This is a genomic window from Maribacter sp. 1_2014MBL_MicDiv (assembly GCF_001865655.1).
GTDB classification, from domain to species: Bacteria; Bacteroidota; Bacteroidia; order Flavobacteriales; family Flavobacteriaceae; genus Maribacter; species Maribacter dokdonensis.
Genome location: NZ_CP011318.1, coordinates 3,973,708 through 3,998,529 on the forward strand (window position 1 = coordinate 3,973,708; position 24,822 = coordinate 3,998,529).

Below are 24,822 nucleotides of genomic sequence, written 5' to 3' on the forward strand. Positions count from 1 at the left end.
CACTTCGTGCTTTTCACTTATCTCGTTTAAAAACTCACTTAAAGTGATTTTTTCTTTGAGTTTTTCAGACGCCATCATGCTAATGCTACTAGTACATAGTAGTGTTGCAAAAAGCAATCTCTTTATTTGTTTTGTTCTCATAAATAAATAGTTTAGTTAATAAATAGGGTTTTCTTGTACGCGTAAAATATTTCCTTTGTTAATAATTCTTGTTCCTGTAGCCTTCTCTATGGCAGCTATACATATATTTAAATTCTGATTGGGAATACCACCGGAAATGGGTATTTCTTTTAAATGATCAGCTGAATACTGTACTTCTAGACCATATGTCAGTTCTAAATTGGTCATAACATCTTTAAGTGGGATTTCATTAAAGGCGTATGTACCGCCTCTCCATAAAGCATATGGCGTTTCAATATTTACCCTTTTATGAAGTAATTTTTTACTCTCGTTTGAAAATGAAACCATTTCGCCCGGTATCATTTTTGCCACTTCACCATTTTTAAATTCTAAATGAATGGAACCCTCGTCAAGAACTACGTTTGTTTTTTGTTTTCTGGTATTCACATGAAACTGTGTGCCCAATACTTCAACCTTAAGGTCATTGGTAATTACCCAAAACTTGGCATTTGTACTTGGTATGGGTTTAACTTTAAAATATGCTTCACCCTTTAAGTTCAACAGGCGTGGATTATCATTGTCATATGAAATTTCAGAGTTGCCATTAAGTACCACAGATGTACCATCAGGTAGCTTTAGATCAATTATTTCTCCGTAATTGGTTTTGTGTACAGTGGTGGAATGTTCATTAAAATATGTAATGCTGCTGTAGCTTATAAGGATTAAAAGTACTGCGGCGGCTGTAGAGAATAATACCGTATTCAATGAGCGAACTTTCTTCATTTTTTTTGTTGAAGAATCGTCAATATCAATTTTATCTAAAACCTTTGATAGCGCATGATCAACATCGATGTTGCTAGGGTAGTCTTGATTGAAATTAATACCCGTAATTATAGATTTTGCATTATGAACTGTTTCTAGATGTTCTGGATTGTTTTGTATCCAAGAATTCCAATAGGAGACATCGTTATTGTTTAAGCCTTTTGCCCAGTTTTCAAAAGACGCATCGTTTAGAAAATAATGTAGATCGAATTTGTGCTTCTTGTTCATTTAGTAAGGTATTCCATTTATAAGAGATTTACTTCTTAAAAATATACCCTATTAAATTCAATTTTTTTTCAAAATATTTTTAATCTGTTGATTTTCAGATACTTTTCTTAGCTTTGTTAAAGCTTTTTGAAGTACGTTTAAAACACTTTGGTAGTTCATATCCATAACTTCAGCAATATCGGAACTTTTCATTTCGCTGTAGTATTTCAAATAGAGTACCTCTTTTTGTCTAGGGGATAAATTATTAATCAGTTGGGCTAAGGTAGACGTGCATTTAAAATGCATCTCTTGGTGAATTGAAATTTCTTCGGCAGAAAAAGTAAAATTAGATTTAAATAGCTGTGCTTCAGAAATTGGAACGTTCTTTTGATTTTTTTGTAATTGTTTGATCAACCTTCTTTTGAAAGATACAAATAGGTAGGCTTTAAGATTCTTAATCTCATTTTGTTTTTCGCGTTCTTCAAATAGTTGAATGAAGAAGTTTTGCAGACAATCTTCTGTTATTTCTCTGTTGTTACTAAGCTTTAAACCGTACACGTGTAACTGAGGATAGTATTTTTTAAAAAGGAGACTAAAGCCGTTTGCTTCGCCCTTTTTAAAGAAATACCATATTGTTTCATCTGAATGAAGTTCCATATATTTTCACATGTTCTGCTGACAAAGTAAGAAATATTTCTTAAATAATGTTAAATACGCTCAATTTAAGTATCGTTTAGCTAAATAATTTGAATTATATTTAATTTAATCGTATGTAATTTAACAGATGTGTTAGATTTAAAAATGAATGAAAATTGTGTTGGTAAAAACTATATTTGCACTCTTGAAATATTATAAATTATGAAAGCAGGTATTGTAGGGTTGCCAAATGTTGGTAAATCAACACTTTTTAATTGTTTGTCCAATGCTAAGGCACAAAGCGCAAACTTTCCGTTTTGTACAATTGAACCTAATATTGGTGTGGTTAATGTCCCAGACTCAAGGTTAGAGAAGTTAGAGGAATTGGTAAACCCAGAAAGAGTGTTACCTGCAACTGTAGAAATTGTGGATATTGCCGGCTTGGTTAAAGGTGCTAGTAAGGGAGAAGGTTTAGGGAATCAATTTTTAGGTAACATTCGTGAAACGGACGCAATTCTTCATGTATTACGTTGCTTTGATAATGACAATATAGTTCATGTTGATGGTAGTGTTGATCCTATTCGGGATAAGGAAACCATAGATATGGAGCTTCAGTTGAAAGATTTGGAGACTGTAGATAAGAAATTGGAAAAAGTAAAAAGAGCCGCGCGAACGGGAAATAAGGAAGCTCAAAAAGAAGAAGCTGTTCTATTGGCCATTAAGACAGGTCTAGAGGCTGGTATCTCTGTAAGGGCTATCGAAATTGAAGAGGAGTTAAGGCTAGAATTTGTGAAACCGTTACAGTTTATAACCGATAAGCCAGTGATGTATGTTTGTAATGTGGATGAAGAGGCAGCGGTTAATGGAAATGCATATGTAGAAAAGGTGAAGGAAGCAGTTGCGGCAGAAAATGCAGAGGTTATATTCTTGGCTGTAGGTACTGAGGCTGATATTACCGAATTGGAAACATATGAAGAGCGCCAAATGTTTTTAGAAGATTTGGGCTTGGAAGAACCTGGTTCGGCAAAATTAATTCGTGGAGCTTATAAGTTATTAGATTTGGAAACCTATTTTACCGCAGGGGTAAAGGAGGTACGTGCATGGACAATTCCTGTTGGTGCAACTGCGCCACAAGCAGCTGGAGTTATACATACCGATTTTGAAAAAGGTTTTATTCGTGCAGAAGTTATTGCTTATGATGACTATGTTACTTTTGGGAGTGAGTCAAAAGTGAAAGAAGCGGGTAAAATGAGAGTTGAAGGTAAAGAATACATTGTTAAAGATGGTGATGTAATGCATTTCCGTTTTAACGTTTAATGTTCATATATAGTCAGCCGATCTCGTAGCATTTTTAATTCTTGCTCCAGTCGGTTGACTTTTTTTAGCATATGATTTATGGTGTCTATTCCTTCCATGTTAATACCAAGGTCATTTCTCAATCTGTAAATGCGTTCTATTTCTAATATGTGATGTGGTAACACATAACTCTTGTTGTCAATTTCCTGAACTTCAATCATCTCAAACTCTAACAAGTCGTCAATGAACGCTAAGGGAGTTTGCGTTTGTTTGCAATATACTTCTATTTGTATATAGTTCTCTTGATCCATAATTATCTTAATTCTGATAGCTGTTTAAACAATTCTTTTTCTTTTTGAGATAGATTGGTTGGCATAGTGACCTTGTAGGTAATATATAAATCTCCATGCGCACCTTTCTTTTTATAAATAGGCATACCTTTTCCTTTTAGCTTTATTTTGGTATCGTTCTGTGTTTCTGGTTTTACTTTTAATTTTACCTTTCCGGTCAATGTTGTAATTTCAATTGAGCTACCTAAAATGGCATCATAAAGAGAAATAGATTCATTTTTATATAAATCGTTTCCTACTCGTTGAAAATCTGTGTTGTTGTAAATTTCAAATGTTAGATATAAATCCCCTTTGGGACCGCCATTTACACCCTCGCCACCATAACCTGAAATCTTTATTGTTTGTCCGTCTTCGACACCCGCAGGGATAGTGATTCTAATTTTTTTGTTTCCAAGATCTAAAGTCTGCTTTTGTTCATGTAGAATATCGGTCATATTTAAATTTAACGAAGCATTTAAATCTTGACCTTTAAATTGGGAGGTTCTTTGTCTTGTACTGCCTCCAAAGCCGCCACCACCGAACATGGATTCAAAGAAATCTGAAAAATCTTCTTGCTGCCCGCTATAATTGGTGTAAGTTCTATTTGTATTAGAATTGGAACGGCGCTGGTTTTTTTTGGCTTCTTCAAAAGCTTCGGCATGTTCCCAATCTTTACCATATTGGTCATACTTTTTTCTTTTTTCAGGATCGCTTAAAACCTCGTTCGCTTCATTAACGCGTTGAAACTTCTCTTGTGCGGATTTATCATTAGGGTTTAAATCCGGATGAAGTTTGCGGGCCAATTTGCGATACGCCTTTTTAATATCTGCTTGAGTAGCCGTTTTGTCTAATTCAAGAATTTTATAGTAATCAATAAATTCCATAAGTATTCAAATTCTTCATTAAAGATATTTAATTGACGAAAAAACTACAATGACATAGGTCAGTTATTATTAGTTCAATTATTATGAATTTTAATGCAATAGTTTTTGACTGAATTACCATATTTGTTGAGGCTATCAACAAAAGACATGAATTAATTGTTAATTACTTTAACAGTTAGCTATTTTATCTTTTGCCGAGTGGTGCTATCTTTAACGCAACTTTCATAAATTTTTTTATATGGCTCAAGAATCTCAATATACTGAAGATAACATACGCTCGCTCGATTGGAAAGAACATATCCGATTAAGACCTGGTATGTATATTGGTAAGTTAGGGGATGGGTCTTCTGCCGATGACGGAATCTATATTCTTTTAAAAGAGGTTATAGATAACTGTATAGATGAATTTGTAATGGGCGCTGGTAAGACCATTGAAATCTCCATAAAAGATAAAGTTGTAAAGGTAAGGGATTACGGTAGGGGTATACCGCTAGGTAAAGTGGTAGATGTAGTCTCTAAAATGAACACTGGTGGTAAATATGATAGTCGCGCCTTTAAAAAATCAGTGGGTCTAAACGGAGTTGGTACCAAGGCGGTTAATGCCTTATCCAGTTTTTTTGAGGTGCAATCTTCTAGGGATAATCAACTAAAGACCGCGCAGTTCAGTTCCGGGAATTTAGAAAGCGAAGTAGGTCCTGAGGAAACCAGTAAAAGGAAAGGTACCAAAGTTACCTTTATACCTGATGAGACCATTTTTAAAAATTACAAATACAGGAATGAGTATGTAGAACGTATGCTCAGAAACTATGTATACTTGAACCCAGGGTTGACAATAGTTTATAACGGTGAAAAGTTTCATTCTGAAAACGGATTAAAAGATCTTTTAGAGGATAATAACAATGTAGAAGATATGTTGTACCCTGTTATCCACTTAAGGGGTGAAGATATAGAAGTAGCCATTACCCATAGTAAAACACAGTATAGTGAGGAGTACCATTCTTTTGTAAATGGTCAGCATACTACCCATGGTGGTACACATCAAGCAGCATTTAGAGAGGCAATCGTAAAAACTATTCGTGACTTTTATGGAAAGTCTTATGATGCATCTGATATTAGGAAATCAATAATATCCGCTATTTCGATCAAAGTAATGGAGCCGGTTTTTGAAAGTCAGACAAAAACTAAATTGGGTTCTACGGATATGGGTGGAGACTTTCCTACCGTACGTACGTATATCAATGATTTTGTTGGCAAGTATTTAGATAACTATCTGCATAAGAATGCAGAGACGGCAGAGAAACTTCAACGTAAGATTATGATGGCGGAGAAGGAACGTAAGGAGTTGTCTGGTATTCGAAAATTAGCCCGTGATAGAGCAAAAAAGGCAAGTCTTCATAATAAGAAATTGCGGGATTGTAGGGTGCACTTAAGTGATATGAAGCATGGTCGTAGATTGGAAAGTGCCCTGTTTATTACCGAGGGTGATTCCGCATCTGGTTCCATAACAAAGTCAAGGGATGTGAATACTCAGGCCGTTTTTAGTTTAAAAGGAAAGCCTTTGAACTCTTACGGAATGTCAAAGAAGATTGTATATGAAAATGAAGAATTTAATCTTCTGCAGGCAGCATTGAATATTGAGGAATCTATTGAAGATTTACGATATAATAATATCATTATTGCCACAGATGCCGATGTAGATGGTATGCATATACGATTATTATTGATTACCTTCTTTTTGCAATTTTTCCCGGAATTGATAAAGGAAAATCATTTGTATATTCTACAGACTCCTTTATTCAGGGTTAGAAATAAAAAGGAGACTATTTATTGTTACAGTGATGAAGAGCGTCAAAATGCGATAAATAAGTTAAGTGGTAAACCAGAAATTACCCGATTTAAAGGGTTGGGTGAAATTTCACCCGATGAGTTTAGACATTTTATTGGTGACGATATTAGATTGGAGCCCATAATGTTAGATAAAGCAATGTCCATTGAAGAATTGCTAAGTTTTTATATGGGAAAAAACACACCCGACCGACAAAAATTTATTATCAACAATCTTAAAGTGGAAGTTGATTTAATAGAAGATAAAGTAGTATAAATTAAGTTAATACGATTGCTTCTGAATGGAAGAAAATGACGATTTGAACGAGGAAATTAACGACAACCTTTCCGAAGAAAATAACGAAACAACTGAACCTACCGAGGCCCTTACACGGGTAACCGGTATGTATAAAGATTGGTTCTTGGATTATGCTTCATACGTAATTTTAGAAAGAGCTGTACCTGCAATTGAAGATGGTTTTAAACCTGTACAGCGTAGAATCATGCATTCACTAAAGGAGTTGGATGACGGTAGGTATAATAAGGTGGCGAATGTAGTAGGTCACACTATGCAGTATCACCCACATGGTGATGCCAGTATTGCCGATGCCATGGTTCAAATAGGTCAAAAGGACCTTTTAATAGATACCCAAGGAAACTGGGGTAATATTTTGACCGGGGATAGAGCGGCTGCTTCAAGATATATTGAGGCAAGGTTATCTAAATTTGCCTTAGAGGTTATTTTTAGTCCTAAAATTACCGAGTGGCAGGCTTCTTATGATGGAAGAAAAAAAGAACCTGTAAACTTACCCGTAAAATTTCCTTTGTTATTAGCTCAGGGAGCGGAAGGTATTGCTGTGGGGCTTTCCACAAAAGTACTTTCGCATAATTTTGTGGAGCTGATTGATGCCTCCATTAAGCACTTAAAAGGACAACGATTTAAAATCTTTCCGGATTTTCAAACGGCTGGTATTATTGATGTTACCAATTACAATGATGGACTTAGGGGTGGTAAAATTCGTGTGCGTGCAAAAATTTCCCAGTTAGATAAAAATACACTGGTAATCAATGAGATACCTTATGGTACTAATACTGGTAGTTTAATAGATTCTATTTTAAAGGCCAATGAAAAGGGTAAGATAAAAATTAAAAAAATTGAGGATAACACTGCTGCGGAAGTTGAAATATTGGTGCATTTACCCAGTGGAATTTCACCTGATAAAACAATAGATGCCCTTTATGCGTTTACGGCTTGTGAATCTTCTATTTCACCATTGGGTTGTATTATTGAAGATAATAAACCCTTATTCATTGGTGTAACGGAGATGTTGAAAAGATCTACGGATTCTACGGTTGATCTTTTAAAACAAGAACTGGAAATTCAACTTGGTGAGCTAGAGGAGCAATGGCATTTTGCCTCTTTAGAGCGAATTTTTATTGAAAACCGTATTTATAGGGATATTGAGGAAGAGGAGACTTGGGAAGGGGTAATAAATGCTATAGATAAAGGGCTTGCTCCACATACAAAGCATTTAAAACGAGCCGTTACCGTAGAGGATATTACCAGGTTGACTGAAATTCGTATTAAAAGAATTTCAAAATTTGATTTAGATAAGGCCCAACAACATTTAGAGAGTCTGCAAGAGCGAATTGCGGAAGTTAAAAACCATTTGGCTAATTTGATAGAGTTTGCCATTGATTATTTTAAAAACCTAAAGGAAACTTATGGCAAGGATCGAGGTAGAAAAACCGAGATTCGTGTTTTTGACGATATAGAAGCTACCAAAGTGGTTATTAGGAATACCAAGCTCTATGTAAACAGGGAAGAAGGTTTTGTGGGTACTTCGTTAAAACGTGATGAATACGTGACGGATTGTAGTGATATAGATGATATTATTGTTATCACCAACGAGGGTAAGATGATGGTTTCAAAGGTAGATTCCAAAACTTTTGTTGGTAAGGGAATCATTCATGTCGCTGTATTTAAGAAGAAAGATAAGCGTACTACTTATAATTTAATTTATAAGGACGGTAAAGGTGGGGCTACCTATATAAAACGTTTTAATGTTACCAGTATAACACGTGATAGAATTTATGAGCTAGGTACAGGTAAACCTGGAACACAAGTGCTATATTTTTCCGCAAACCCTAACGGTGAAGCTGAAGTTATTACCGTGTTGTTACGTCAGGTTGGAAGCATTAAAAAATTAAAATGGGATATTGATTTTTCAGATGTTCTTATAAAAGGAAGAGCGTCTAAAGGAAATATTGTGACCAAATACTCCGTAAAACGCATAGAACTTAAAGAAAAAGGTGTTTCTACATTAAAGCCAAGAAAGATTTGGTTTGATGATGTTGTGCGTAGATTGAATGTTGATGGCAGGGGAGAATTGTTGGGGGAGTTTAAAGGTGATGATTTACTTTTGGTAATCAATCAAAAAGGTGTTGCTAAAACATTTTTGCCAGTGCTTACTTCGCATTTTGATGACGATATGATCGTACTTGAAAAATGGATACCTGAAAAGCCCATCTCAGCCATTTATTGGGAGGGTGAGAAAGAAAGATTCTACGTAAAAAGATTTTTAATAGAGAACGAAAATAAGGAGGAATTATTTATTTCAGAACATCCAAAATCATACTTGGAGCTTGTTTCTACAGATTGGAGACCAATGATTGAAATTGAATTTCCAAAGCCTAGAGGTAAAGAGGCTAAGGAAAATGAAAGTGTTGATATTGAGAATTTTATAGCTATCAAGGGAATTAAAGCTTTAGGTAATCAATTGATTACTGAAAAGGTGAAAAACATTAATAGCTTAGAGCCTTTGCCTTATGAGCCGGTTATCCCTGAAAAAACGGAAGATATTGAAGTAGTAGATGAGCAGGCAGTAGAATCTGGTACCGAAAATAAGAAATCAAAAGATGTAGATGGTGGTTCTGCAGATGAACCCACTTTATTTGATTAATTGAGATTATGAAGAATTTTTTTGAAGAATTCAAGAATTTTGCCATCAAGGGCAATATGATAGATTTGGCTGTCGGTATTATTATTGGTACCGCATTTAATAAAGTTGTCAGTACAATTGTTTCTGCTATTATTATGCCTCCTCTCTCTTTGTTGACAGATGATGTTAATCTTTCAAATAAAAAGTGGATACTTAGGCAGCCAACGGATAGTGTAGAAGAAGTTGCTATTGGTTATGGGGAGCTTATAGAGTCACTTATAGATTTTGGAATTATTGCTTTTACCATTTTCGTAATGGTGAAGTTTATTAACAGGTTCAAGCAAAAATCTGAAGATCCTACAAATAAAGAGGTGGAAACACCAAAGAATATTGCGCTATTGTCTAGTTTGGAAAAATTGTTACAGGAGCAAAATGAGATACTTAAAAACAAGAAATAATAGTTTTGTGTTGAACAATTGAATTGTCTTATCTTAAAATAGAAAGTTAAGATTAGACATTTTTTTAGAACGGTTGGTTTTATAACTACCTTTACAAAAATTTGAATTAATGGATTTCACTAACCCGCTGGTATACGGTGCACCAGCTTTTATTGCCTTTATCTTATTAGAATTGACCTATAGCAAAACTCATGGAGATGATGATCTTTATGATTGGAAAGATTTTGCAGCTAGTAGTGCAATGGGTATTGGTTCGGCCATTATTGGTCCTTTACTTAAGGTTATTTTGTTGGTAGTTCTTTTTGAATGGGCCTATGAATTGTTCAACCCAATGGTTGATGGGGTGAGAACTAATATAATGGGGTATGAGTCCTTTGGGTATGCTTGGTACGTGTGGCTCTTATGTCAGTTGGCTGATGATTTTACGTACTACTGGTTTCATAGGGCAAATCATGAAATACGAATTTTATGGGCTGCACATATTGTACATCATTCTTCAGATAATTTTAATCTTGGTACCGCTATAAGAAATGGGTGGTTTACCTTGTTGTATAAACCTTTCTTTTATGTTTGGATGCCTATTATTGGTTTTCCGGTAGAAATGGTTGTAGTTTGTTTGGCTATAGAATCTTTCTGGCAGTTTCAATTGCATTCCCAATATGTGCCTAAAATGGGCTTTATAGAAAAAATCTTCAACACTCATACCATGCACCAAGTTCACCATGCACAGAATGTAGAGTACTTAGATAAGAATCACGGTGGATTTCTTAATTGTTTTGATAAAATGTTCGGTACCTGGAAAGAGTATGATGAAGAAATTGATGTAAAATTCGGCGTTATACATGCGCCTAATTCTAATAACCCTATTGTAATTCTTACCCATGAATTTAAAGATATATGGGCAGATGTGAAGAAGGTGAAGAAATTTAAATACAAATTAATGTATATTTTTGGTCCTCCAGGATGGAGCCATGATGGTAGTACAATGACTGTTAAGCAGCAACAAAGGCTTTTTAAGCAGCAAAAAGAACAAAACCCTGAAATGGCTTTTGATAGACCAAATTAAACACCTCGGGCGGTTTAAAATACAGTTGCAAGAAAATATAAAACCCTAATTAAACACATGTTTAATTAGGGTTTTTTTGCGTTATTTAATTTTCCTATTGATCTTCAATTGGTGTAACGGGCTTCTTATTCTTTTTCATTCTTAGATCAAAGAATTCAACCATTAATGAAAATGCAATGGAGAAGTAAAGGTATCCTTTCGGGATGGTGCCCACTTCATTACCAAATACAATTAGATGACTTAAATGAGCTGCTTCTGCAATTAGCATAAAACCTATTAAGATTAAAAAAGAAAGCCCTAGAATTTGAATGGAAGGGTGTCTATTTACGAATTCACCAACAGGATTGGCAAATAACATCATTATGATTACTGAGATAACTACGGCTACAATCATAAGTATTAAAGCATCGTTAGGGTTAGGAGAGATGCCGTTGGTCATTCCTATGGCAGTTAAAATAGAGTCAAATGAAAATACTATGTTTATTACGGTTATTTGCAAAATGGCATTGGTCAGGGATGTGGATCTCGCTTTCTTTACTTCGCGTTCGTCATGCCCTTTATCTTCGACCTTTTCATGAATTTCCTTAGTACTTTTGTAGAGCAGAAATAAACCTCCTAGAAAGAGTATTATTCCCTGTCCGCTAATTCCTCCGGTAATCCATTCACTGTCAAACACCCAAAACGGTTTTTTCATTGAAGTAAGCAATGAGATGCCAAATAACAATACAATTCTCATAACCATGGCCAATACAAGTCCAATATTGGTAGCTTTTTTTCTTTGTGCAGGTTCTAGTTTTCCTGCGGCAATGGAGATAAAAATTATATTATCTATACCTAAAACTATTTCAAGAAATGTTAGTGTAAGTAGGGCAATCCAAGCATCTGGACTGGTGAAAATTTCAAACATGGTTAGTTGGTTTTAATTGCAGTTCCGGTTTTTACTACTAATTTTTTGTTAGGGTCTTTTACAGCGCTTTTGTATTGAAAGGTGTAAGAAGAATCCGTTGTACTAATAATTTTATAATGTATGGCTGTTTTGCTATTAATGTCTTGTAGCACAAATTCGCAGTCATTGAACCAGCGGACGGTGGCGCTGTCTATTTTATTTTCATAATAGTCAATGCTGTAATCTTTGGTTCTTATAAATTTTCCTTCCTTAACAGTGTCTCCAACTTCATAAGTGAATTTAAAAGTGCCTGTTTTATACTTATCGCAATCGCGCTCTGGTTGGTAACAAGAAAAAAGTAAAAGGCTTGTAATAGCAGTAAAAAATATCTTTTTCATCATACTGCAAAATAAACAAATTCCCGATGATGATTCTAGTAAAAGTTAGGAATGCTGAATTTAGAATTTTAAAACTATTTTTCTAGGTATGTTTTAAATGTTCCGTCATTATAGAAAATAACTATTCGGTCAATATTCTTTTCGCTAGGTGGTAAGGTGGTCTGTTTAGATTTATTGTAAGTTTTGGTTGGTTCTTTTTCGTTTAGTTTAGGAAAGCTGCCAATGCCGTAAAGCAACCATTGAATATCTACCTCCGCAAAGGCATCATTAATTTTCATGATAAACTCTAGGCTAGGTTTGTTTCTGCCATTCAACAAATGTGATATGCTAGATCTTTGCACCTCAATTAAATCTGCAAATGCAGAGGAGGAAAGTTCGTAATGGGTTAAAATTGACTTTAACCTTAATATGAATGAATTGCTGTTTAACATGTTTACAAAACTAATTAATCCTCCATTTAATAGTAGTTAAATTATGTGTAAAAATCTTAAATCCGCTGAGAAAATTATGAAGTTTATGTTTATTTAAATAATATTAAATTACTGATTTTCAATATAATGAAATATTATCTATTTTTTTGATTAGAATTGTAAATTTCAATACCATTTAATTTGGTTCTTTTATCACAAACTGATTTACAATTGTAAACTGTACCTGTAGTATTTTTGTTTTTTGAAAAGTAATACATGGAAGAAATAAATTATAAGGACTATGGTGTAACCAGTATATCGGGTAGATATATTACTTATGACCATATAGATGAATTTTTAAATTCATTACCGGTAACATTTAAAACTGAGGTAGTAGGTAGATCGGTACGCGGAGAAGCTATCAAAAGTGTTGTTTTTGGTAACGGACCTAAGCGAATTTTAATGTGGTCTCAAATGCATGGAAATGAATCAACGACAACGAAGGCTGTTTTAGATTTATTTAATTTTATGAGTCAAGAATCCATGGAAGCCTTCAAAATATGGAATGCCTGTACCATTAAGATTATTCCAATTTTAAATCCGGATGGAGCTAGAGACTTTACTAGAATAAATGCTAATGAAATCGATTTAAATAGAGACGCACAAAACTTATCGCAACCAGAGAGTAAAGTGCTAAAAAAGGTCTATGAAGATTTTACACCAGATTTCTGTTATAATCTACATGATCAGCGTACTATTTTTAATGTAGGTACTACTCATAAACCGGCTACGGTTTCTTTTTTGGCTCCAGCTTTTGATGAAGACCGTAATAACTCACCGTCTAGAAAACTGAGTATGCAATTAATAGCGGCAATGAACAGCAAATTGCAAGAAGAAATACCTGGACAGGTAGGTAGGTATGATGATGGCTTTAATGCAAATTGCGTAGGCGATGCTTTTCAAATGAAGGGAACACCTACTATATTATTTGAAGCTGGTCATTATTATAATGATTATGATAGAGATGTAACAAGGGTATACATTTTTAAAGCTTTAGTAAAGAGTTTGTTAACTATAAGGGATAATGAAATAACAGATTATACCGTTGACCAATATTTATCAATACCGGAGAATGGTAAACAGTTTGTTGATATTGAGGTGTATAATATAGATTTTGAAAATAATGGTCTTACTTCGGCTGAATTTACACCAATTCAGTATAAGGAGGTGCTAAAAAATGGTAAAGTGGATTTTGTTCCTATGGTTCATGTTTTTGATAAGGAACCTCCTGAAGTTTTTGCACATAAATCATTGAATTGCAATGATGAAAACGATGTGAAATGGTTGAGAGAAAATGATATTTTAAAACTACTTTCTTAGATTTCATTGTTTTATTTCTTTGAAATAGTAAAATTGTTTACATTTTCAATAAAAAAAATCGAGTTTCAATGAATTTAATGTGATTATTTTTTATTTTTGGCAGAAATTTTACAACTATGGGCAAAGTCAAATTAGACGAAATAGACCACCAAATTCTGGATATGTTAATTGATAACACCAGAACACCTTTTACTGATATTGCAAAAAAACTTCTTATTTCTGCAGGTACTGTTCATGTAAGGGTTAAGAAAATGGAAGAAGCCGGTATAATAAAAGGCTCTTCGCTAACTTTAGATTACGTAAAACTAGGTTATGCATTTATAGCGTATGTGGGTATTTTTCTTGAAAAAACGCACCAGACCAAATTTGTATTGGAACGTTTAAATCAAATACCTAATGTTACCATTGCACATATTACAACCGGGAAATTCAATATTTTCTGTAAGATTAGAGCAAAGGATACTACGCATGCTAAAAATATTATCTTTAAAATTGATGATATAGATGGTATCAGCAGAACCGAGACAATGATTTCGTTAGAAGAAAGCTTTAATGACAAAAAGCGTTTAATGCATACTATTTTTAACGAGTTATAAGAATAATATAGTCAACTAACTTGAAGAAAAGCCCGGTTAAATTTTTTAATTGGGCTTTTTTGGTTGTTTTTGTAAAACAAAAAATATTTTATGAAGGTAAAAGATTTAGAGAATAGCGAATTGCAATATTTTTACGGAACCTACTTAAATGCTTTAAATGAAGAAGAAGATTTAAAGTCTGCCTTAGAAAATGGCAAGAAGAACTTTCAACAGCTAATTGAAAATTTAACCAAAGATCAGTTGATGTATAGCTACGGTGAGGGTAAATGGACTATAGCAGAAGTCTTAGTTCACTTAATAGATTCTGAACGCGTTTTTCAGTACAGGGCTTTTCGAATTTCTAGAAACGATAAAACTCCTTTACCAGGTTTTGAGCAAGATGATTACGTTTTAGAGAGTTATGCAAATCAAAGAACTAAAGAGGATATTTTACAGGAATTCCTAATAGTTAGAGAAGCATCTATTAACTTTTTCAGTCTTTTATCTAATGATGTCTTTAAAAGAACCGGTACCGCAAGTGGATTACCTTGGTCTGTAGCAGCGCTAGGCCTTGTGATTAGTGGTCATCAAAGGCATCATTTTAATATTATAAAAGAGCGATATTTAGTTTAATCCAACTCTTGTTCGTGTTCGTTTTCAAAATTTAGGTGTAAGGCATTTGTCATATCTTCTGAAGAAATTATTTCTTCGGGAGTGCTTGATTCTAGCTCTTTTCCAACATTCTCCTCAAAATTTGCGATAAAATTAGAAAGGCTCTTACTAATTTTTACCAAGTATAAGGTGTCTGTTGTTTTCAGCTCAACTGCCTCAACATAATCACCATTAATATTCTTGAAGGTTATAATGTCTTCATCACCATAACCATAAGGATAAGTTTCAATTAAAAGAGCTGCTAAGTTGTGGTCTAATTTACGATAATCTATAAGTCGTCTGGTCATAACTAATTTATTTATAGCGGGTTATTATTTAACTATAACTAAACTAGTCATTAAAATTACACACATCTTTATAGAGTTGTGAAAGTAATGATTTGGGTATGTGAAGTTTTTAAAGTTTGTAGTAAGCGAAAGCTTCAGTAAATAATGTTACCGGAATTTCAACATCAAACTTAGGTTCGCCAATAGATTTTAAGAGTACAAAATTAATTTTTCCATGAGAATTTTTCTTGTCATACTTCATTAACTTTAGAATATTATCAATGTCGGTTTCAGAAAATTCTACTTTGTCATACCTGTCCAAAAAAGTTTCCTTTATATCCTCCATGGCTTCTTGGGGTAGGTCTAATAGTTTTAGTGATAAATAGCCTTCTAAGATCATACCAATTGCTATTGCTTCTCCATGTAGCAACATTTCTTTAGATTCGTTTTCAAGAAAGTACGATTCTATGGCGTGACCCAATGTATGTCCGTAATTTAATATTTTACGTATATGTTGTTCGGTAGGGTCTTGCAAGACCACTTCATTTTTAATTTGAATTGAAGTAAGAATATGATTTTTCATATCCTTAAGGTCTTTAGCTTCTTTAAGTGATTGCCAGTAATCTTTATCTTGAATAAGACCATGTTTTAGCATTTCTGCAAATCCGCTATTGACCTGTCTGTCTTCTAAGGTGTCAAGGAAATCTGGGACCACTAATACCATTACCGGTTGGTTAATAACACCAATTTGATTCTTTAACGCGCCAAGGTCAATACCTGTTTTACCGCCTACCGAAGCATCTACCATAGATAATAGGGTAGTGGGTACATTTATGAAATCTATACCTCTTTTAAATGTAGAGGCAATAAAACCGCCCATATCGGTCAATACTCCTCCTCCTAAATTTATTAGTAAACTTTTACGGTCCGCACCAAGTTCTGAAAGTGCCTCCCAAACACCAACGCAGGTTTCAATGTTTTTATTTATTTCCCCAGATTCAATTTCAATTATTTCAAATGCATAGTCTCCATTTAGCTCTGCCATGAAATTTGGTAGACAGTGTTCATGGGTATTTTCATCTACCATTATAAAAATAGTAGAATATTTTTTCTCTGCTAAATGAGTATTTAGGGCTGAAAAAGCTTGTTCATTGAAATGTACTGCGTAAGAATCTGAAATAATGGAATCCATTAAAAAATATAGCTTAATTTGTTTGAAACTTGTACGCAAAATAAAGGTAATTTTTAGTCTTAAGATTATAAATTCTGTGATTATATTTGATCGTTATAGAAATTATAAGGAATGGACCAAATTTTTGAAAATACTGCAACTGCATTTGCTCTTAAAACCGATTCAGAATTAGAAAGAGCTTATTTTCTCTTTAAAATGATTTCAAATGAACCTTTGGTGAAAATGGGTTCTGTTATTACCAATTTTGCTTTTAAAGCTCATTTACCCGTAGAAAGTTTAATACGTGCTACTGTTTTTGACCATTTTTGTGGTGGTGTTAATGAAAGGGATTGCCTGCCTGTGGTGGATCGTATGTGGGAAAAGGGTGTATGCTCTGTATTGGACTATTCTGTAGAAGGTAAAGAAGAGGAGGACCCTTTTGATACGGCTACTGAAATTATTTTGACCATTTTAGATTTTGTAAAGGAAAAGGAAGCCATACCTTATGCTGTTTTTAAGCCAACTGGTTTTGGGAGATTTGCCTTATACCAAAAAATTAGCGAGAAAAAAGAACTCACTGATAAAGAAAAAGCAGAATGGCTAAGGGTTGTCAATAGGTTTGACAAAGTCTGTAAAAAAGCGCATGACCTTGAAGTGTCTTTGCTGATCGATGGTGAGGAAAGCTGGATGCAAGATGCTGCTGATGATTTGGCTGAAGAAATGATGCGCAAGTATAATAAGAAAAAAAGGATAGTATTCAATACCCTGCAAACGTATAGATGGGATCGTTTACCTTATTTAAAAGCGTTGCATGAGCGCGCTATAAAAGATGGTTTCTTGGTTGGAATGAAAGTCGTTAGGGGTGCATACATGGAGAAAGAGAATGATCGAGCAAAGGAAATGGGCTACACTTCACCAATTTGCAAAACCAAACAAGAAACTGATGATAATTTCAATGCAACAATAGCATATATGATCGATAATATTGATGTGCTTTCCATTTTTGCAGGAACACACAATGAAGAGAGTTGTTATAAATTGATGGAGCTAATGGAAGAGAAGGGTATTGAAAAAAATAACACTCACATTTGGTTTGGTCAGTTGTATGGGATGAGCGATCATATTTCTTACAATTTGGCTGCTCATGGTTATAACGTTGCCAAATATTTGCCCTTTGGACCAGTACGCGATGTAATGCCCTATTTAATTAGAAGAGCGGATGAAAATACCTCTGTAGCAGGACAAACCAGTAGGGAGCTTACCCTTTTGAAAAAAGAAAGAAAGCGCAGAAAAATGTAAGTTTATTGTAGTTGCACGTTTTCTATCGTAGCTTTTTCTCTGCAATTCTTAACAGTGAAAATATAATCTTGTTCCTTGTAATCGGACTCAATAACATAAGTTTTACAGGGAACGGATTTTGTATCACTATTTCCGAAATCCACATCACCCTCGGTTAAAATATAGGTCACTGCAGTAGAATCCAGCTGTAACTCTTGGAGTTTTTGTTGGGCTTCCTCACTATAGTACATAGATTTTGAGCGAATGTCTTTTAAGGTTCTGCAATTAGGTAGGTAGCAAAAATATACACCGGTTTCTTCAGATTTCTTCTTAAGAAAAAAAGTTAGAAAAACGATTCCAATAGACATCCCCACCAAAAAATAACCTAACCTCTTAAGAAAATCCATTCTAGCTGCTTATTGTAATAATTAAGAACGCGAAATTATGTCTTTTTAAATGGATAGAGAAAATTTCGCTTTTTTGTTTTAGAATATTAGGAAATTAATATCGCTATACTGAAGGTCAAACCATTCTCCGACCGATTTATTGGTCAAAATACCATGGTACATATATAGCCCATTTCGTAGTCCCTTATCAAAACGAAGGGAGTTTTCTAGTCCGCCGTCTTCGCCGATTTTAAGTAAATAAGGCGTGAAAATATTACTGATACTTACTGAGGCTGTTTTTGGATATCTAGAGGGTATATTGGGGACTCCGTAGTGTATTACATCATATTTTTTTCTAGTAGGCTTATTGTGATCGGTAATTTCACTGGTTTCAAAACATCCGCCTGTATCTATACTTACATCAATGATTACGGCTCCCTTTTTCATATGCTCTACCATGGTGCTGGTAACTACTACTGGTGACCTATCTTTTCCTCTTGTGGCGCCAATAGCAACATCGCAGCGTTTTAAGGCTTTTAATAAATTTTTGGGTTGTATTGTAGATGTGTATACCGTTTGTTTAAGATTGGTCTGTATGTTTCTTAGCTTGGTAATAGAATTGTCAAAGACCTTTACATTTGCTCCTATACCTATTGCGGAGCGTGCTGCAAATTCACCAACGGTTCCTGCTCCAATGATGACCACTTCTACAGGTGGTACACCGCTTATGTTCCCGAACATTAATCCGTTACCATTATTATTTGCTGCCATTAATTCTGCGGCAATTAGTACTGAAGAAATACCGGCAATTTCACTTAGAGAACGCACGGCCGGGTATTTCCCTTCTTCATCACGGATATATTCAAAAGCTATAGCCGTAATTCGTTTTCTTGCCAATTCCTCAAAATATTCCTTGTACTGGGTCTTTATCTGAAGTGCGGATATTATTGTAGTCTGCGGATTTATATATTCTATTTCGGTAAGGGTAGGAGGTTCTACTTTTAAAATTAACGGGCACGCAAAAACCTTTTTAGTATCCCTGGTAATTTCCCCGCCAGCGGTTACATAATCCGCATCAGAAAAATGGGCTCCTTCACCTGCTCCAGATTCTATTAGAACACGATGACCGTTAGAAGTAATGGCATTGACCGCATCGGGCGTTAAACATATTCTTTTTTCTTGGTACTGATTTTCCTTTGGGATGCCTATAAACAATTCACCTTTTTGGCGTAAAACCTCTAAGGTTTCCTCTTGTGGAATTAATTGGTGTTTGCTAAACGGTGATGTGGGTTCATTCATAACTACAAAAATGCGTGGTTCAAATCACTGACTTGAAACTCAAATGTACAATTTTTAAAGAAATGAATGGGTTGTGCTTAATTAATGATATAGTGTAGTTAAAACTTAAGGTGTAACCAACCTTGAACACGTTCTTGTAAATTTTTTAAAAAGTTCTCAATACTGCCGGTAGATAGTTTGGAATTTAAATCATCAGACAAAGAAGGCACATCATTTAGGGAACTATCATCTTTTTTGTCACTGGTGTAGCCTTTAGCTTTTAAGTCTTCAAGTTCAGCTTCCATTGCTTCTAGATCTATGCCTAAAACATACTTATCATATAATTTAATTCTCAAAAAGTATACGAATGGTATAATTACAATACAAATTGGAAGTAACCAAAGTAAATTTTCAGTGTCTATATCGTTATCATAGTTGTATAAAACTTCAAATATTTGGAAAGCGTACATAGCAATTGGAATGAGTATAATATGATACCACCAATTTTTTACGGTTAAAAACCAAAAAATTAATAAGTACAATGGCACAAGTTTGCCCATCATAAACCAAATGAAAGTTGAAACATCAGCAAAACCATGGCTGGTAATGGTAATACCAATAAATGTTACAGAATCTTCTGTAGCGTCAGGTATGTACTCATATAATTTATATAAAAAAGGAGAAATGGCTATAAAAAAAACCATGATCGATTCCATTAGAATCTTTCTTTGGGCCTTCTTATTTTTTATTTTACGCGTCATTAAAAAAAATATATAAATATCTAACGACAGTAAAAAAGAAATAGTATAAAAAAAAGGTGTATTTGCATACACCCTTTTTTAAAAGAAAAAATTCAGTTAAATTTTTTCTTTTAGTTTTCTTTTATCGATACCTACTTGCTGGTTGTCAATATCTATTACTGGTGCTGCCATTGCTAAAAGGAATACGCCTAAAGCGATTGAAGCCAAGAATGTTCTTTTGTTTTTCATTTTCAAGGGGTTTTTGGTTATACAAATATTTAGTTCTCCTACAAACGTAAGAAAAAATATACAACCAAAATGTTGTTAAACGTTAAAATTGTGATTTTTAACCGATTATTTATACATTTTATCGAAATCCTTGTTTTTCATCGAAAAATTACAATAAATCTTTAGTTTAAACGATGCTAAATTCCACAATTCTTACACCAAATGAATATGAGGGTTAAAATCCTTATTTAGAGAGAATTAATTTTCTCGTTGTTTCGTCAATTATTTCAATAGTAATATTTTGAATATCCGTAGGAAGAAGGTTCGGTATTTTTTCTGGCCACTCCATAAATATCCAGCCATTTGAAGACAAATAATCATCAAGCCCAATATCCATTGCTTCAGATTCATCATTAAGACGATAAAAATCAAAATGAAAGCCCAACAGTTCACCAGTTTCAAGTGCATACTCATTAACAAGTCCAAAAGTTGGGCTACTTACAGTATCACTGCTACCCAATTCTTTGACCAATGATTTTATTAAAGTAGTTTTTCCGGCTCCCATTGGGGCATAAAATGCTAATATTTTACTTTTAGAATGTGTTACAATTTGCTTGGCAACATTAGGTAACTCACCTTCGTTATAAATGAATTCCATTTTAATAAACTATTTAGGTTCCAAAACTACAAAAGGTATAATCATTTCTTCCAAAGAAACTCCGCCATGTTGATACGTGTTTCTATAATAACTTACATAGTGATTGTAATTATTGGGGTAGGCAAAGAAATAATCATTTTTAGCAAATATGAAAGAACTGCTCATATTTATACTTGGCAAATTAATGGTTTTTGGGTCTTTGGCTGCTAAAACCTCACTTTTTTCATACGTAAGACTTCTGCCGGTTTTATAGCGTAAATTCAGGCTTGTGTCCCTATCGCCAACAACTTTGGAAGGAGTTTTTACATTGATGGTGCCATGATCCGTGGTAATAATCAATTTCATTCCCAAGGTCTGCGCTTGCTGTATAATTTCTAACATGGGAGAATTCTTAAACCAACTGGTTGTTAATGAACGGTAAGATTTATCATTGGAAGCCAATTCTTTTATAACTTCCATTTCTGTTTTAGAATGAGAAAGCATATCCACAAAGTTGTACACAATTACGGTCAAATCATTATCCTTCTGCCCCTTAAAATTCTGACTTAAATGTTTACCTTGTTTTAAACTACTAATCTTATGGTACTCCCATTTTAAATCAAGTCCAAGTCTCTTTAGTTGAGCATCTAAGAATTTGTCTTCAAAAAGGTTTTTTCCGCCTTCATCAGTATCGTTTTTCCACCATTCCGGATATTTCTTTTCCATATCTAACGGTGTTAACCCAGAAAATATCGCATTTCTAGCATACTGCGTTGCAGTAGGTAGAATGCTATAGTAGGAATCTTCTTTTTTCTTTTTGTAAAATGAGTTGACCGTATCTTCAAAAGCATACCATTGATCGTATCTTAAATTATCAACTACAATCAATAATGTTTTTTGATCTTTAATCTCGGGTGCGATCCATTTCTTAAATAAGGTGTGAGACATTACAGGTGCGTCCGTATTTATAAACCAATCCTCATAATTGCGGTCTACAAATTTACCAAACTGTTGATTGGCTTCGGTTTTTTGGGATTCTAAGATTTCGAACATACCACGGTCTTCAATTTCTTCTAATTGAAGTTCCCAGTAAATTAGCTTTTTATAAAGGTCGGCCCATTCTTGATAAGTGCTAACCATAGATAGATCCATGGCTATTTTTCTAAATTCCTGTTGATAGTTACTAGTGGTTTTTTCAGAAACCAATCTAGAGTGGTCTAAATTCTTTTTAAGGGATAATAAAATTTGATTGGGGTTTACAGGTTTAATAAGGTAATCTGCAATTTTAGAACCTATGGCTTCTTCCATTATAAACTCCTCTTCACTTTTGGTGATCATGACCACAGGTAAAGAGTTGTTTATTGTTTTAATTTCTGATAAGGTTTCCAAACCGGAGATGCCTGGCATGTTTTCATCAAGAAATACGATATCTACTCTAGTTTGCGCAAGTTCTTCTAAGGCCTCTTGTCCACTTTGACAGGTAATTACACTATAATTTTTAGATTCTAAAAAGATGATGTGTGGTTTAAGTAGATCTATTTCATCATCTACCCACAATATTTTTATTTTGTTCATTGAATTATTATTTGACGATAATCAAATTATATGCTAATGCTTTTGTATAACTTTGAAATGTTAATTTCAGAAAAGACAACGTTATCTTGAAGACATCAAACAAATTGAAAATCTTTAATGATCCAATTTACGGATTTATTAGAATTCCCAATGCCCTAATATTTGACCTTATTGCCGATCCCTATTTTCAAAGGTTGAGAAGAATTTCACAAATGGGGTTGTCCTATTTAGTTTATCCGGGGGCACACCATACTCGATTTCATCATGCATTGGGTTGTATGTATTTAATGCAGAAGTCTATACAAGTGCTTCGTTTTAAAGGAGTTGAGATTTCTACAAGTGAAGAAGACGGACTTTTGTGTGCCATTCTTTTACATGATATTGGTCACGGACCTTTTTCACATGCCATGGAACATAGCATTGTTGAAGGTGTTAGCCACGAGTTTATTTCACTTCAATTCATGCAAGAACTCAACGAACGATTTAACGGAAGTTTAACGGAGGCCATTTCTATCTTTACTGGAAATCATGAAAAAAAATTCTTGAACCAGCTAGTGTCTAGTCAATTAGATATGGACCGTTTAGATTATTTAAAAAGAGATAGCTTTTATACTGGTGTAGCGGAAGGTAATACCAATGCAGAACGTTTAATTACCATGTTAAATGTAGTGAACGGTAGCTTGGTCATTGAAGAAAAGGGTATCTATTCGGTTGAAAAATTCTTAATGGCACGTAGGTTCATGTACTGGCAAGTTTATCTTCATAAAACAGCAGTGGTAGCAGAACGATTACTTATCAGTATACTTAAAAGGGCACGTTTTCTAATTGAAAAAGGTGAAACATTGAATTCTAGTACTCCCTTACATTACTTTTTAACCCATCATATAGACATCAATAACTTTAATGGTGATACCTTATTAAAGTTTGCCAAGTTAGATGATATAGACATACTTGCAGCATTAAAAGATTGGCAATATTCTAATGATTTTGTTTTAAGTTCATTGTGTGCAATGATCATTAATAGAAAACTACTTCATATAAAGGTGAAAAAGGAACCTATTAGCGAAACTAAATTTTTAATGCAATTAAATAAAGTAAAAGCCGAGTATAATATTACGGATGAAGAGGCTTCGTATTTTGTGTTTAAGGGCGAGTTGAGAAATAAAGCTTACGATAGGCAACATCAGACTATCAACATTTTAAGGAAAAATGGAAAAATAACCGATGTCGCCAAATTGTCTGATCACCTAAATTTAAATGCACTTTCAAAAACGGTAACCAAATATTATATGTGTTATCCTAAAGAAGGGGTTTAACAATTTTTCTTACTTTTACGCTCATGAAATTTACAGCAGGTCAGATTGCAGGTATCTTAGAAGGAGAAGTACATGGAAATCCAGAAATAGCCGTACATAAACTTGCTAAAATAGAGGAAGGTGAAGAAGGTTCCCTTACTTTTTTAGCCAATCCTAAGTATACTTCATTCATTTATAAAACAAAAGCATCGGTAACGATAGTGAATAAAAGTTTTGTTCCAGAACAAGATTTGAACACTACATTGATTAAAGTAGAGGATGCTTACAAGTCATTTTCCAAGTTGTTGGAATACTACAATCAGGTTAAAAATAATAAGGTGGGTATTGAAGAACCTATTTTTAAATCTGATAATGTTACTTATGGATCAGATGTATATATAGGCGCATTTGCATATTTAGGAAATAATGTGGTGTTGGGTGATAATGTGAAAATTTATCCAAATGCTTATATAGGTGATAACGTAAAGATTGGGAACAACGTTATCATTTTCGCCGGAGTAAAGGTGTATTCAGAAACTATAATTGGAAACAATTGCGTAATAAATAGTGGCGTAGTTTTGGGTGCAGACGGATTTGGTTTTGCTCCAAACGAAAACGGCGAGTTTATTAAAGTGCCACAGACCGGAAATGTAATCTTGGAGGATAACGTTGATATTGGCGCAGGTACCACCATAGATAGAGCTACATTAGGCTCTACTATTTTAAGAAAAGGGGTTAAGCTAGATAATCAAATACAAATAGCGCATAACGTTGAAATTGGAGAGCATACCGTAATTGCCGCTCAAACAGGCATTGCCGGCTCTACAAAAATTGGCAAACATTGTATGATTGGCGGACAGGTAGGTATCGTTGGTCATATTGTCATTGGCGACAATGTGAAAATACAGGCACAATCTGGTATCGGTAGAAATGTGAAAGACAATGAAGTTTTGCAAGGTTCACCAGCACTAAATTATGGTGATTTCAACAAATCATATGTTCATTTTAAGAATTTATCAAAAATAATAAGTAGAATCGACACCTTAGAAAAGAAAGATTGACG

The 24,822-nt window shown here is 34.1% G+C and carries 26 protein-coding genes; 11 read left to right on the forward strand and 15 right to left on the reverse strand.

Going from position 1 to position 24,822, the window contains the following annotated elements; genetic code table 11:
- Positions 1–156 precede the first annotated feature (156 nt).
- Both YQ22_RS16720 and YQ22_RS16725 read right to left on the reverse strand, forming a co-directional pair.
- Complete coding sequence (locus YQ22_RS16720; RefSeq protein ID WP_058102594.1) at positions 157–1,170, reverse strand: FecR family protein; 1,014 nt, start codon at positions 1,168–1,170, stop codon at positions 157–159.
- Between the two features lie 57 nt (positions 1,171–1,227).
- Complete coding sequence (locus YQ22_RS16725; RefSeq protein WP_071342105.1) at positions 1,228–1,806, reverse strand: RNA polymerase sigma factor; 579 nt, start codon at positions 1,804–1,806, stop codon at positions 1,228–1,230.
- A 201-nt stretch (positions 1,807–2,007) separates the two neighbouring features.
- Here YQ22_RS16725 and ychF point away from each other — a divergent pair, with 201 nt between their 5' ends.
- On the forward strand, positions 2,008–3,102 hold the full coding sequence (ychF, locus tag YQ22_RS16730; protein ID WP_071342106.1) for a redox-regulated ATPase YchF: 1,095 nt from the start codon (positions 2,008–2,010) through the stop codon (positions 3,100–3,102).
- On the opposite strand, the gene YQ22_RS16735 is transcribed toward ychF, so the two are convergent.
- Both YQ22_RS16735 and YQ22_RS16740 read right to left on the reverse strand, forming a co-directional pair.
- Positions 3,099–3,392, reverse strand: a complete 294-nt coding sequence (locus YQ22_RS16735) for a chaperone modulator CbpM (RefSeq protein ID WP_071342107.1) — start codon at positions 3,390–3,392, stop codon at positions 3,099–3,101. The genes ychF and YQ22_RS16735 overlap by 4 nt on opposite strands.
- A 2-nt stretch (positions 3,393–3,394) precedes the next feature.
- The gene (locus tag YQ22_RS16740) at positions 3,395–4,294 is read right to left on the reverse strand and encodes a DnaJ C-terminal domain-containing protein (RefSeq protein ID WP_071342108.1); all 900 of its coding nucleotides are present in this window, start codon (positions 4,292–4,294) and stop codon (positions 3,395–3,397) included.
- 238 nt (positions 4,295–4,532) lie between these two features.
- Here YQ22_RS16740 and YQ22_RS16745 point away from each other — a divergent pair, with 238 nt between their 5' ends.
- The 4 genes from YQ22_RS16745 (at position 4,533) to YQ22_RS16760 (ending at position 10,584) form a co-directional block, all read left to right on the forward strand.
- Complete coding sequence (locus YQ22_RS16745; protein WP_071342109.1) at positions 4,533–6,395, forward strand: DNA topoisomerase IV subunit B; 1,863 nt, start codon at positions 4,533–4,535, stop codon at positions 6,393–6,395.
- Positions 6,396–6,420: 25 nt separating this feature from the next.
- On the forward strand, positions 6,421–9,081 hold the full coding sequence (locus YQ22_RS16750) for a DNA gyrase/topoisomerase IV subunit A (RefSeq protein ID WP_071342110.1): 2,661 nt from the start codon (positions 6,421–6,423) through the stop codon (positions 9,079–9,081).
- An 8-nt stretch (positions 9,082–9,089) separates the two neighbouring features.
- The gene (gene mscL / locus YQ22_RS16755; protein ID WP_071342111.1) at positions 9,090–9,518 is read left to right on the forward strand and encodes a large-conductance mechanosensitive channel protein MscL; all 429 of its coding nucleotides are present in this window, start codon (positions 9,090–9,092) and stop codon (positions 9,516–9,518) included.
- 109 nt (positions 9,519–9,627) lie between these two features.
- Positions 9,628–10,584 carry a sterol desaturase family protein gene (locus tag YQ22_RS16760; RefSeq protein ID WP_071342112.1) on the forward strand — a complete coding sequence of 319 codons (957 nt, stop codon included), beginning with the start codon at positions 9,628–9,630 and terminating at the stop codon, positions 10,582–10,584.
- A gap of 94 nt (positions 10,585–10,678) precedes the next feature.
- On the opposite strand, the gene YQ22_RS16765 is transcribed toward YQ22_RS16760, so the two are convergent.
- The 3 genes from YQ22_RS16765 to YQ22_RS16775 all read right to left on the reverse strand — a co-directional run bounded on the left by YQ22_RS16765 (position 10,679) and on the right by YQ22_RS16775 (position 12,299).
- Positions 10,679–11,491: a TerC family protein gene (locus YQ22_RS16765; protein ID WP_071342113.1), complete on the reverse strand. Its 813-nt coding sequence runs from the start codon at positions 11,489–11,491 to the stop codon at positions 10,679–10,681.
- 2 nt (positions 11,492–11,493) lie between these two features.
- On the reverse strand, positions 11,494–11,871 hold the full coding sequence (locus YQ22_RS16770) for a hypothetical protein (RefSeq protein WP_083414286.1): 378 nt from the start codon (positions 11,869–11,871) through the stop codon (positions 11,494–11,496).
- A 71-nt stretch (positions 11,872–11,942) separates the two neighbouring features.
- Positions 11,943–12,299, reverse strand: a complete 357-nt coding sequence (locus YQ22_RS16775) for a helix-turn-helix transcriptional regulator (RefSeq protein ID WP_071342114.1) — start codon at positions 12,297–12,299, stop codon at positions 11,943–11,945.
- A gap of 255 nt (positions 12,300–12,554) precedes the next feature.
- On the opposite strand from YQ22_RS16775, the gene YQ22_RS16780 reads away from it, so the two are divergent.
- From YQ22_RS16780 to YQ22_RS16790, 3 genes are all read left to right on the forward strand, one after another.
- Positions 12,555–13,658: a M14 family metallopeptidase gene (locus tag YQ22_RS16780; protein ID WP_071342115.1), complete on the forward strand. Its 1,104-nt coding sequence runs from the start codon at positions 12,555–12,557 to the stop codon at positions 13,656–13,658.
- 116 nt (positions 13,659–13,774) lie between these two features.
- On the forward strand, positions 13,775–14,254 hold the full coding sequence (locus tag YQ22_RS16785; RefSeq protein WP_027066901.1) for an Lrp/AsnC family transcriptional regulator: 480 nt from the start codon (positions 13,775–13,777) through the stop codon (positions 14,252–14,254).
- A 90-nt stretch (positions 14,255–14,344) separates the two neighbouring features.
- Positions 14,345–14,866, forward strand: a complete 522-nt coding sequence (locus tag YQ22_RS16790) for a DinB family protein (RefSeq protein ID WP_071342116.1) — start codon at positions 14,345–14,347, stop codon at positions 14,864–14,866.
- On the opposite strand, the gene YQ22_RS16795 is transcribed toward YQ22_RS16790, so the two are convergent.
- Together YQ22_RS16795 and aroB are read right to left on the reverse strand one after the other, a co-directional pair.
- Positions 14,863–15,192 (reverse strand): hypothetical protein, encoded by a 330-nt coding sequence (locus YQ22_RS16795; RefSeq protein WP_071342117.1) that lies wholly within the window; start codon positions 15,190–15,192, stop codon positions 14,863–14,865. The two genes, YQ22_RS16790 and YQ22_RS16795, sit on opposite strands and share 4 nt — an antisense overlap.
- A 109-nt stretch (positions 15,193–15,301) precedes the next feature.
- On the reverse strand, positions 15,302–16,363 hold the full coding sequence (gene aroB, locus YQ22_RS16800) for a 3-dehydroquinate synthase (RefSeq protein ID WP_071342118.1): 1,062 nt from the start codon (positions 16,361–16,363) through the stop codon (positions 15,302–15,304).
- A gap of 111 nt (positions 16,364–16,474) precedes the next feature.
- On the opposite strand from aroB, the gene YQ22_RS16805 reads away from it, so the two are divergent.
- Positions 16,475–17,641 (forward strand): proline dehydrogenase family protein, encoded by a 1,167-nt coding sequence (locus YQ22_RS16805; protein ID WP_071342119.1) that lies wholly within the window; start codon positions 16,475–16,477, stop codon positions 17,639–17,641.
- Positions 17,642–17,643: 2 nt separating this feature from the next.
- Here the strand turns inward: YQ22_RS16805 and YQ22_RS16810 are convergent, their stop codons facing one another.
- From YQ22_RS16810 to YQ22_RS16830, 6 genes are all read right to left on the reverse strand, one after another.
- On the reverse strand, positions 17,644–18,027 hold the full coding sequence (locus tag YQ22_RS16810) for a DUF4258 domain-containing protein (protein ID WP_071342120.1): 384 nt from the start codon (positions 18,025–18,027) through the stop codon (positions 17,644–17,646).
- 78 nt (positions 18,028–18,105) lie between these two features.
- Positions 18,106–19,305, reverse strand: a complete 1,200-nt coding sequence (locus YQ22_RS16815) for an alanine dehydrogenase (protein WP_058102613.1) — start codon at positions 19,303–19,305, stop codon at positions 18,106–18,108.
- Positions 19,306–19,403: 98 nt separating this feature from the next.
- A complete protein-coding gene (locus tag YQ22_RS16820; protein ID WP_232231228.1) occupies positions 19,404–20,000 on the reverse strand; it encodes a hypothetical protein in 597 nt (198 codons plus the stop codon).
- Between the two features lie 141 nt (positions 20,001–20,141).
- Positions 20,142–20,273, reverse strand: coding sequence for a hypothetical protein (locus YQ22_RS19400; RefSeq protein ID WP_257786207.1), 132 nt, complete (start codon positions 20,271–20,273; stop codon positions 20,142–20,144).
- A gap of 223 nt (positions 20,274–20,496) precedes the next feature.
- Positions 20,497–20,910: a tRNA (adenosine(37)-N6)-threonylcarbamoyltransferase complex ATPase subunit type 1 TsaE gene (gene tsaE / locus YQ22_RS16825; protein WP_071342122.1), complete on the reverse strand. Its 414-nt coding sequence runs from the start codon at positions 20,908–20,910 to the stop codon at positions 20,497–20,499.
- Positions 20,911–20,919: 9 nt separating this feature from the next.
- Positions 20,920–22,464: a T9SS response regulator signal transducer PorX gene (locus YQ22_RS16830; protein WP_071342123.1), complete on the reverse strand. Its 1,545-nt coding sequence runs from the start codon at positions 22,462–22,464 to the stop codon at positions 20,920–20,922.
- An 86-nt stretch (positions 22,465–22,550) separates the two neighbouring features.
- Here YQ22_RS16830 and YQ22_RS16835 point away from each other — a divergent pair, with 86 nt between their 5' ends.
- Together YQ22_RS16835 and lpxD are read left to right on the forward strand one after the other, a co-directional pair.
- Positions 22,551–23,780: an HD domain-containing protein gene (locus tag YQ22_RS16835; RefSeq protein ID WP_058102617.1), complete on the forward strand. Its 1,230-nt coding sequence runs from the start codon at positions 22,551–22,553 to the stop codon at positions 23,778–23,780.
- 23 nt (positions 23,781–23,803) lie between these two features.
- A complete protein-coding gene (lpxD, locus tag YQ22_RS16840) occupies positions 23,804–24,820 on the forward strand; it encodes a UDP-3-O-(3-hydroxymyristoyl)glucosamine N-acyltransferase (protein ID WP_058102618.1) in 1,017 nt (338 codons plus the stop codon).
- Positions 24,821–24,822 lie beyond the last annotated feature (2 nt).

Bases quoted from the DNA above. Each gene is read 5' to 3' on its own strand.
- YQ22_RS16750 (WP_071342110.1), top strand. From the start codon at position 6,421: ATGGAAGAAAATGACGATTTGAACGAGGAAATTAACGACAACCTTTCC.
- YQ22_RS16780 (WP_071342115.1), top strand. From the start codon at position 12,555: ATGGAAGAAATAAATTATAAGGACTATGGTGTAACCAGTATATCGGGT.
- YQ22_RS16790 (WP_071342116.1), top strand. From the start codon at position 14,345: ATGAAGGTAAAAGATTTAGAGAATAGCGAATTGCAATATTTTTACGGA.
- lpxD (WP_058102618.1), top strand. From the start codon at position 23,804: ATGAAATTTACAGCAGGTCAGATTGCAGGTATCTTAGAAGGAGAAGTA.
- YQ22_RS16745 (WP_071342109.1), top strand. From the start codon at position 4,533: ATGGCTCAAGAATCTCAATATACTGAAGATAACATACGCTCGCTCGAT.
- YQ22_RS19400 (WP_257786207.1), bottom strand. From the start codon at position 20,273: ATGAAAAACAAAAGAACATTCTTGGCTTCAATCGCTTTAGGCGTATTC.
- YQ22_RS16830 (WP_071342123.1), bottom strand. From the start codon at position 22,464: ATGAACAAAATAAAAATATTGTGGGTAGATGATGAAATAGATCTACTT.
- YQ22_RS16775 (WP_071342114.1), bottom strand. From the start codon at position 12,299: ATGTTAAACAGCAATTCATTCATATTAAGGTTAAAGTCAATTTTAACC.
- YQ22_RS16740 (WP_071342108.1), bottom strand. From the start codon at position 4,294: ATGGAATTTATTGATTACTATAAAATTCTTGAATTAGACAAAACGGCT.
- aroB (WP_071342118.1), bottom strand. From the start codon at position 16,363: ATGGATTCCATTATTTCAGATTCTTACGCAGTACATTTCAATGAACAA.
- YQ22_RS16760 (WP_071342112.1), top strand. From the start codon at position 9,628: ATGGATTTCACTAACCCGCTGGTATACGGTGCACCAGCTTTTATTGCC.
- mscL (WP_071342111.1), top strand. From the start codon at position 9,090: ATGAAGAATTTTTTTGAAGAATTCAAGAATTTTGCCATCAAGGGCAAT.
- ychF (WP_071342106.1), top strand. From the start codon at position 2,008: ATGAAAGCAGGTATTGTAGGGTTGCCAAATGTTGGTAAATCAACACTT.
- YQ22_RS16815 (WP_058102613.1), bottom strand. From the start codon at position 19,305: ATGAATGAACCCACATCACCGTTTAGCAAACACCAATTAATTCCACAA.
- YQ22_RS16770 (WP_083414286.1), bottom strand. From the start codon at position 11,871: ATGATGAAAAAGATATTTTTTACTGCTATTACAAGCCTTTTACTTTTT.
- YQ22_RS16810 (WP_071342120.1), bottom strand. From the start codon at position 18,027: ATGGATTTTCTTAAGAGGTTAGGTTATTTTTTGGTGGGGATGTCTATT.
- YQ22_RS16725 (WP_071342105.1), bottom strand. From the start codon at position 1,806: ATGGAACTTCATTCAGATGAAACAATATGGTATTTCTTTAAAAAGGGC.
- YQ22_RS16795 (WP_071342117.1), bottom strand. From the start codon at position 15,192: ATGACCAGACGACTTATAGATTATCGTAAATTAGACCACAACTTAGCA.
- YQ22_RS16735 (WP_071342107.1), bottom strand. From the start codon at position 3,392: ATGGATCAAGAGAACTATATACAAATAGAAGTATATTGCAAACAAACG.
- YQ22_RS16785 (WP_027066901.1), top strand. From the start codon at position 13,775: ATGGGCAAAGTCAAATTAGACGAAATAGACCACCAAATTCTGGATATG.
- YQ22_RS16765 (WP_071342113.1), bottom strand. From the start codon at position 11,491: ATGTTTGAAATTTTCACCAGTCCAGATGCTTGGATTGCCCTACTTACA.
- YQ22_RS16805 (WP_071342119.1), top strand. From the start codon at position 16,475: ATGGACCAAATTTTTGAAAATACTGCAACTGCATTTGCTCTTAAAACC.
- tsaE (WP_071342122.1), bottom strand. From the start codon at position 20,910: ATGGAATTCATTTATAACGAAGGTGAGTTACCTAATGTTGCCAAGCAA.
- YQ22_RS16720 (WP_058102594.1), bottom strand. From the start codon at position 1,170: ATGAACAAGAAGCACAAATTCGATCTACATTATTTTCTAAACGATGCG.
- YQ22_RS16820 (WP_232231228.1), bottom strand. From the start codon at position 20,000: ATGGAATCGATCATGGTTTTTTTTATAGCCATTTCTCCTTTTTTATAT.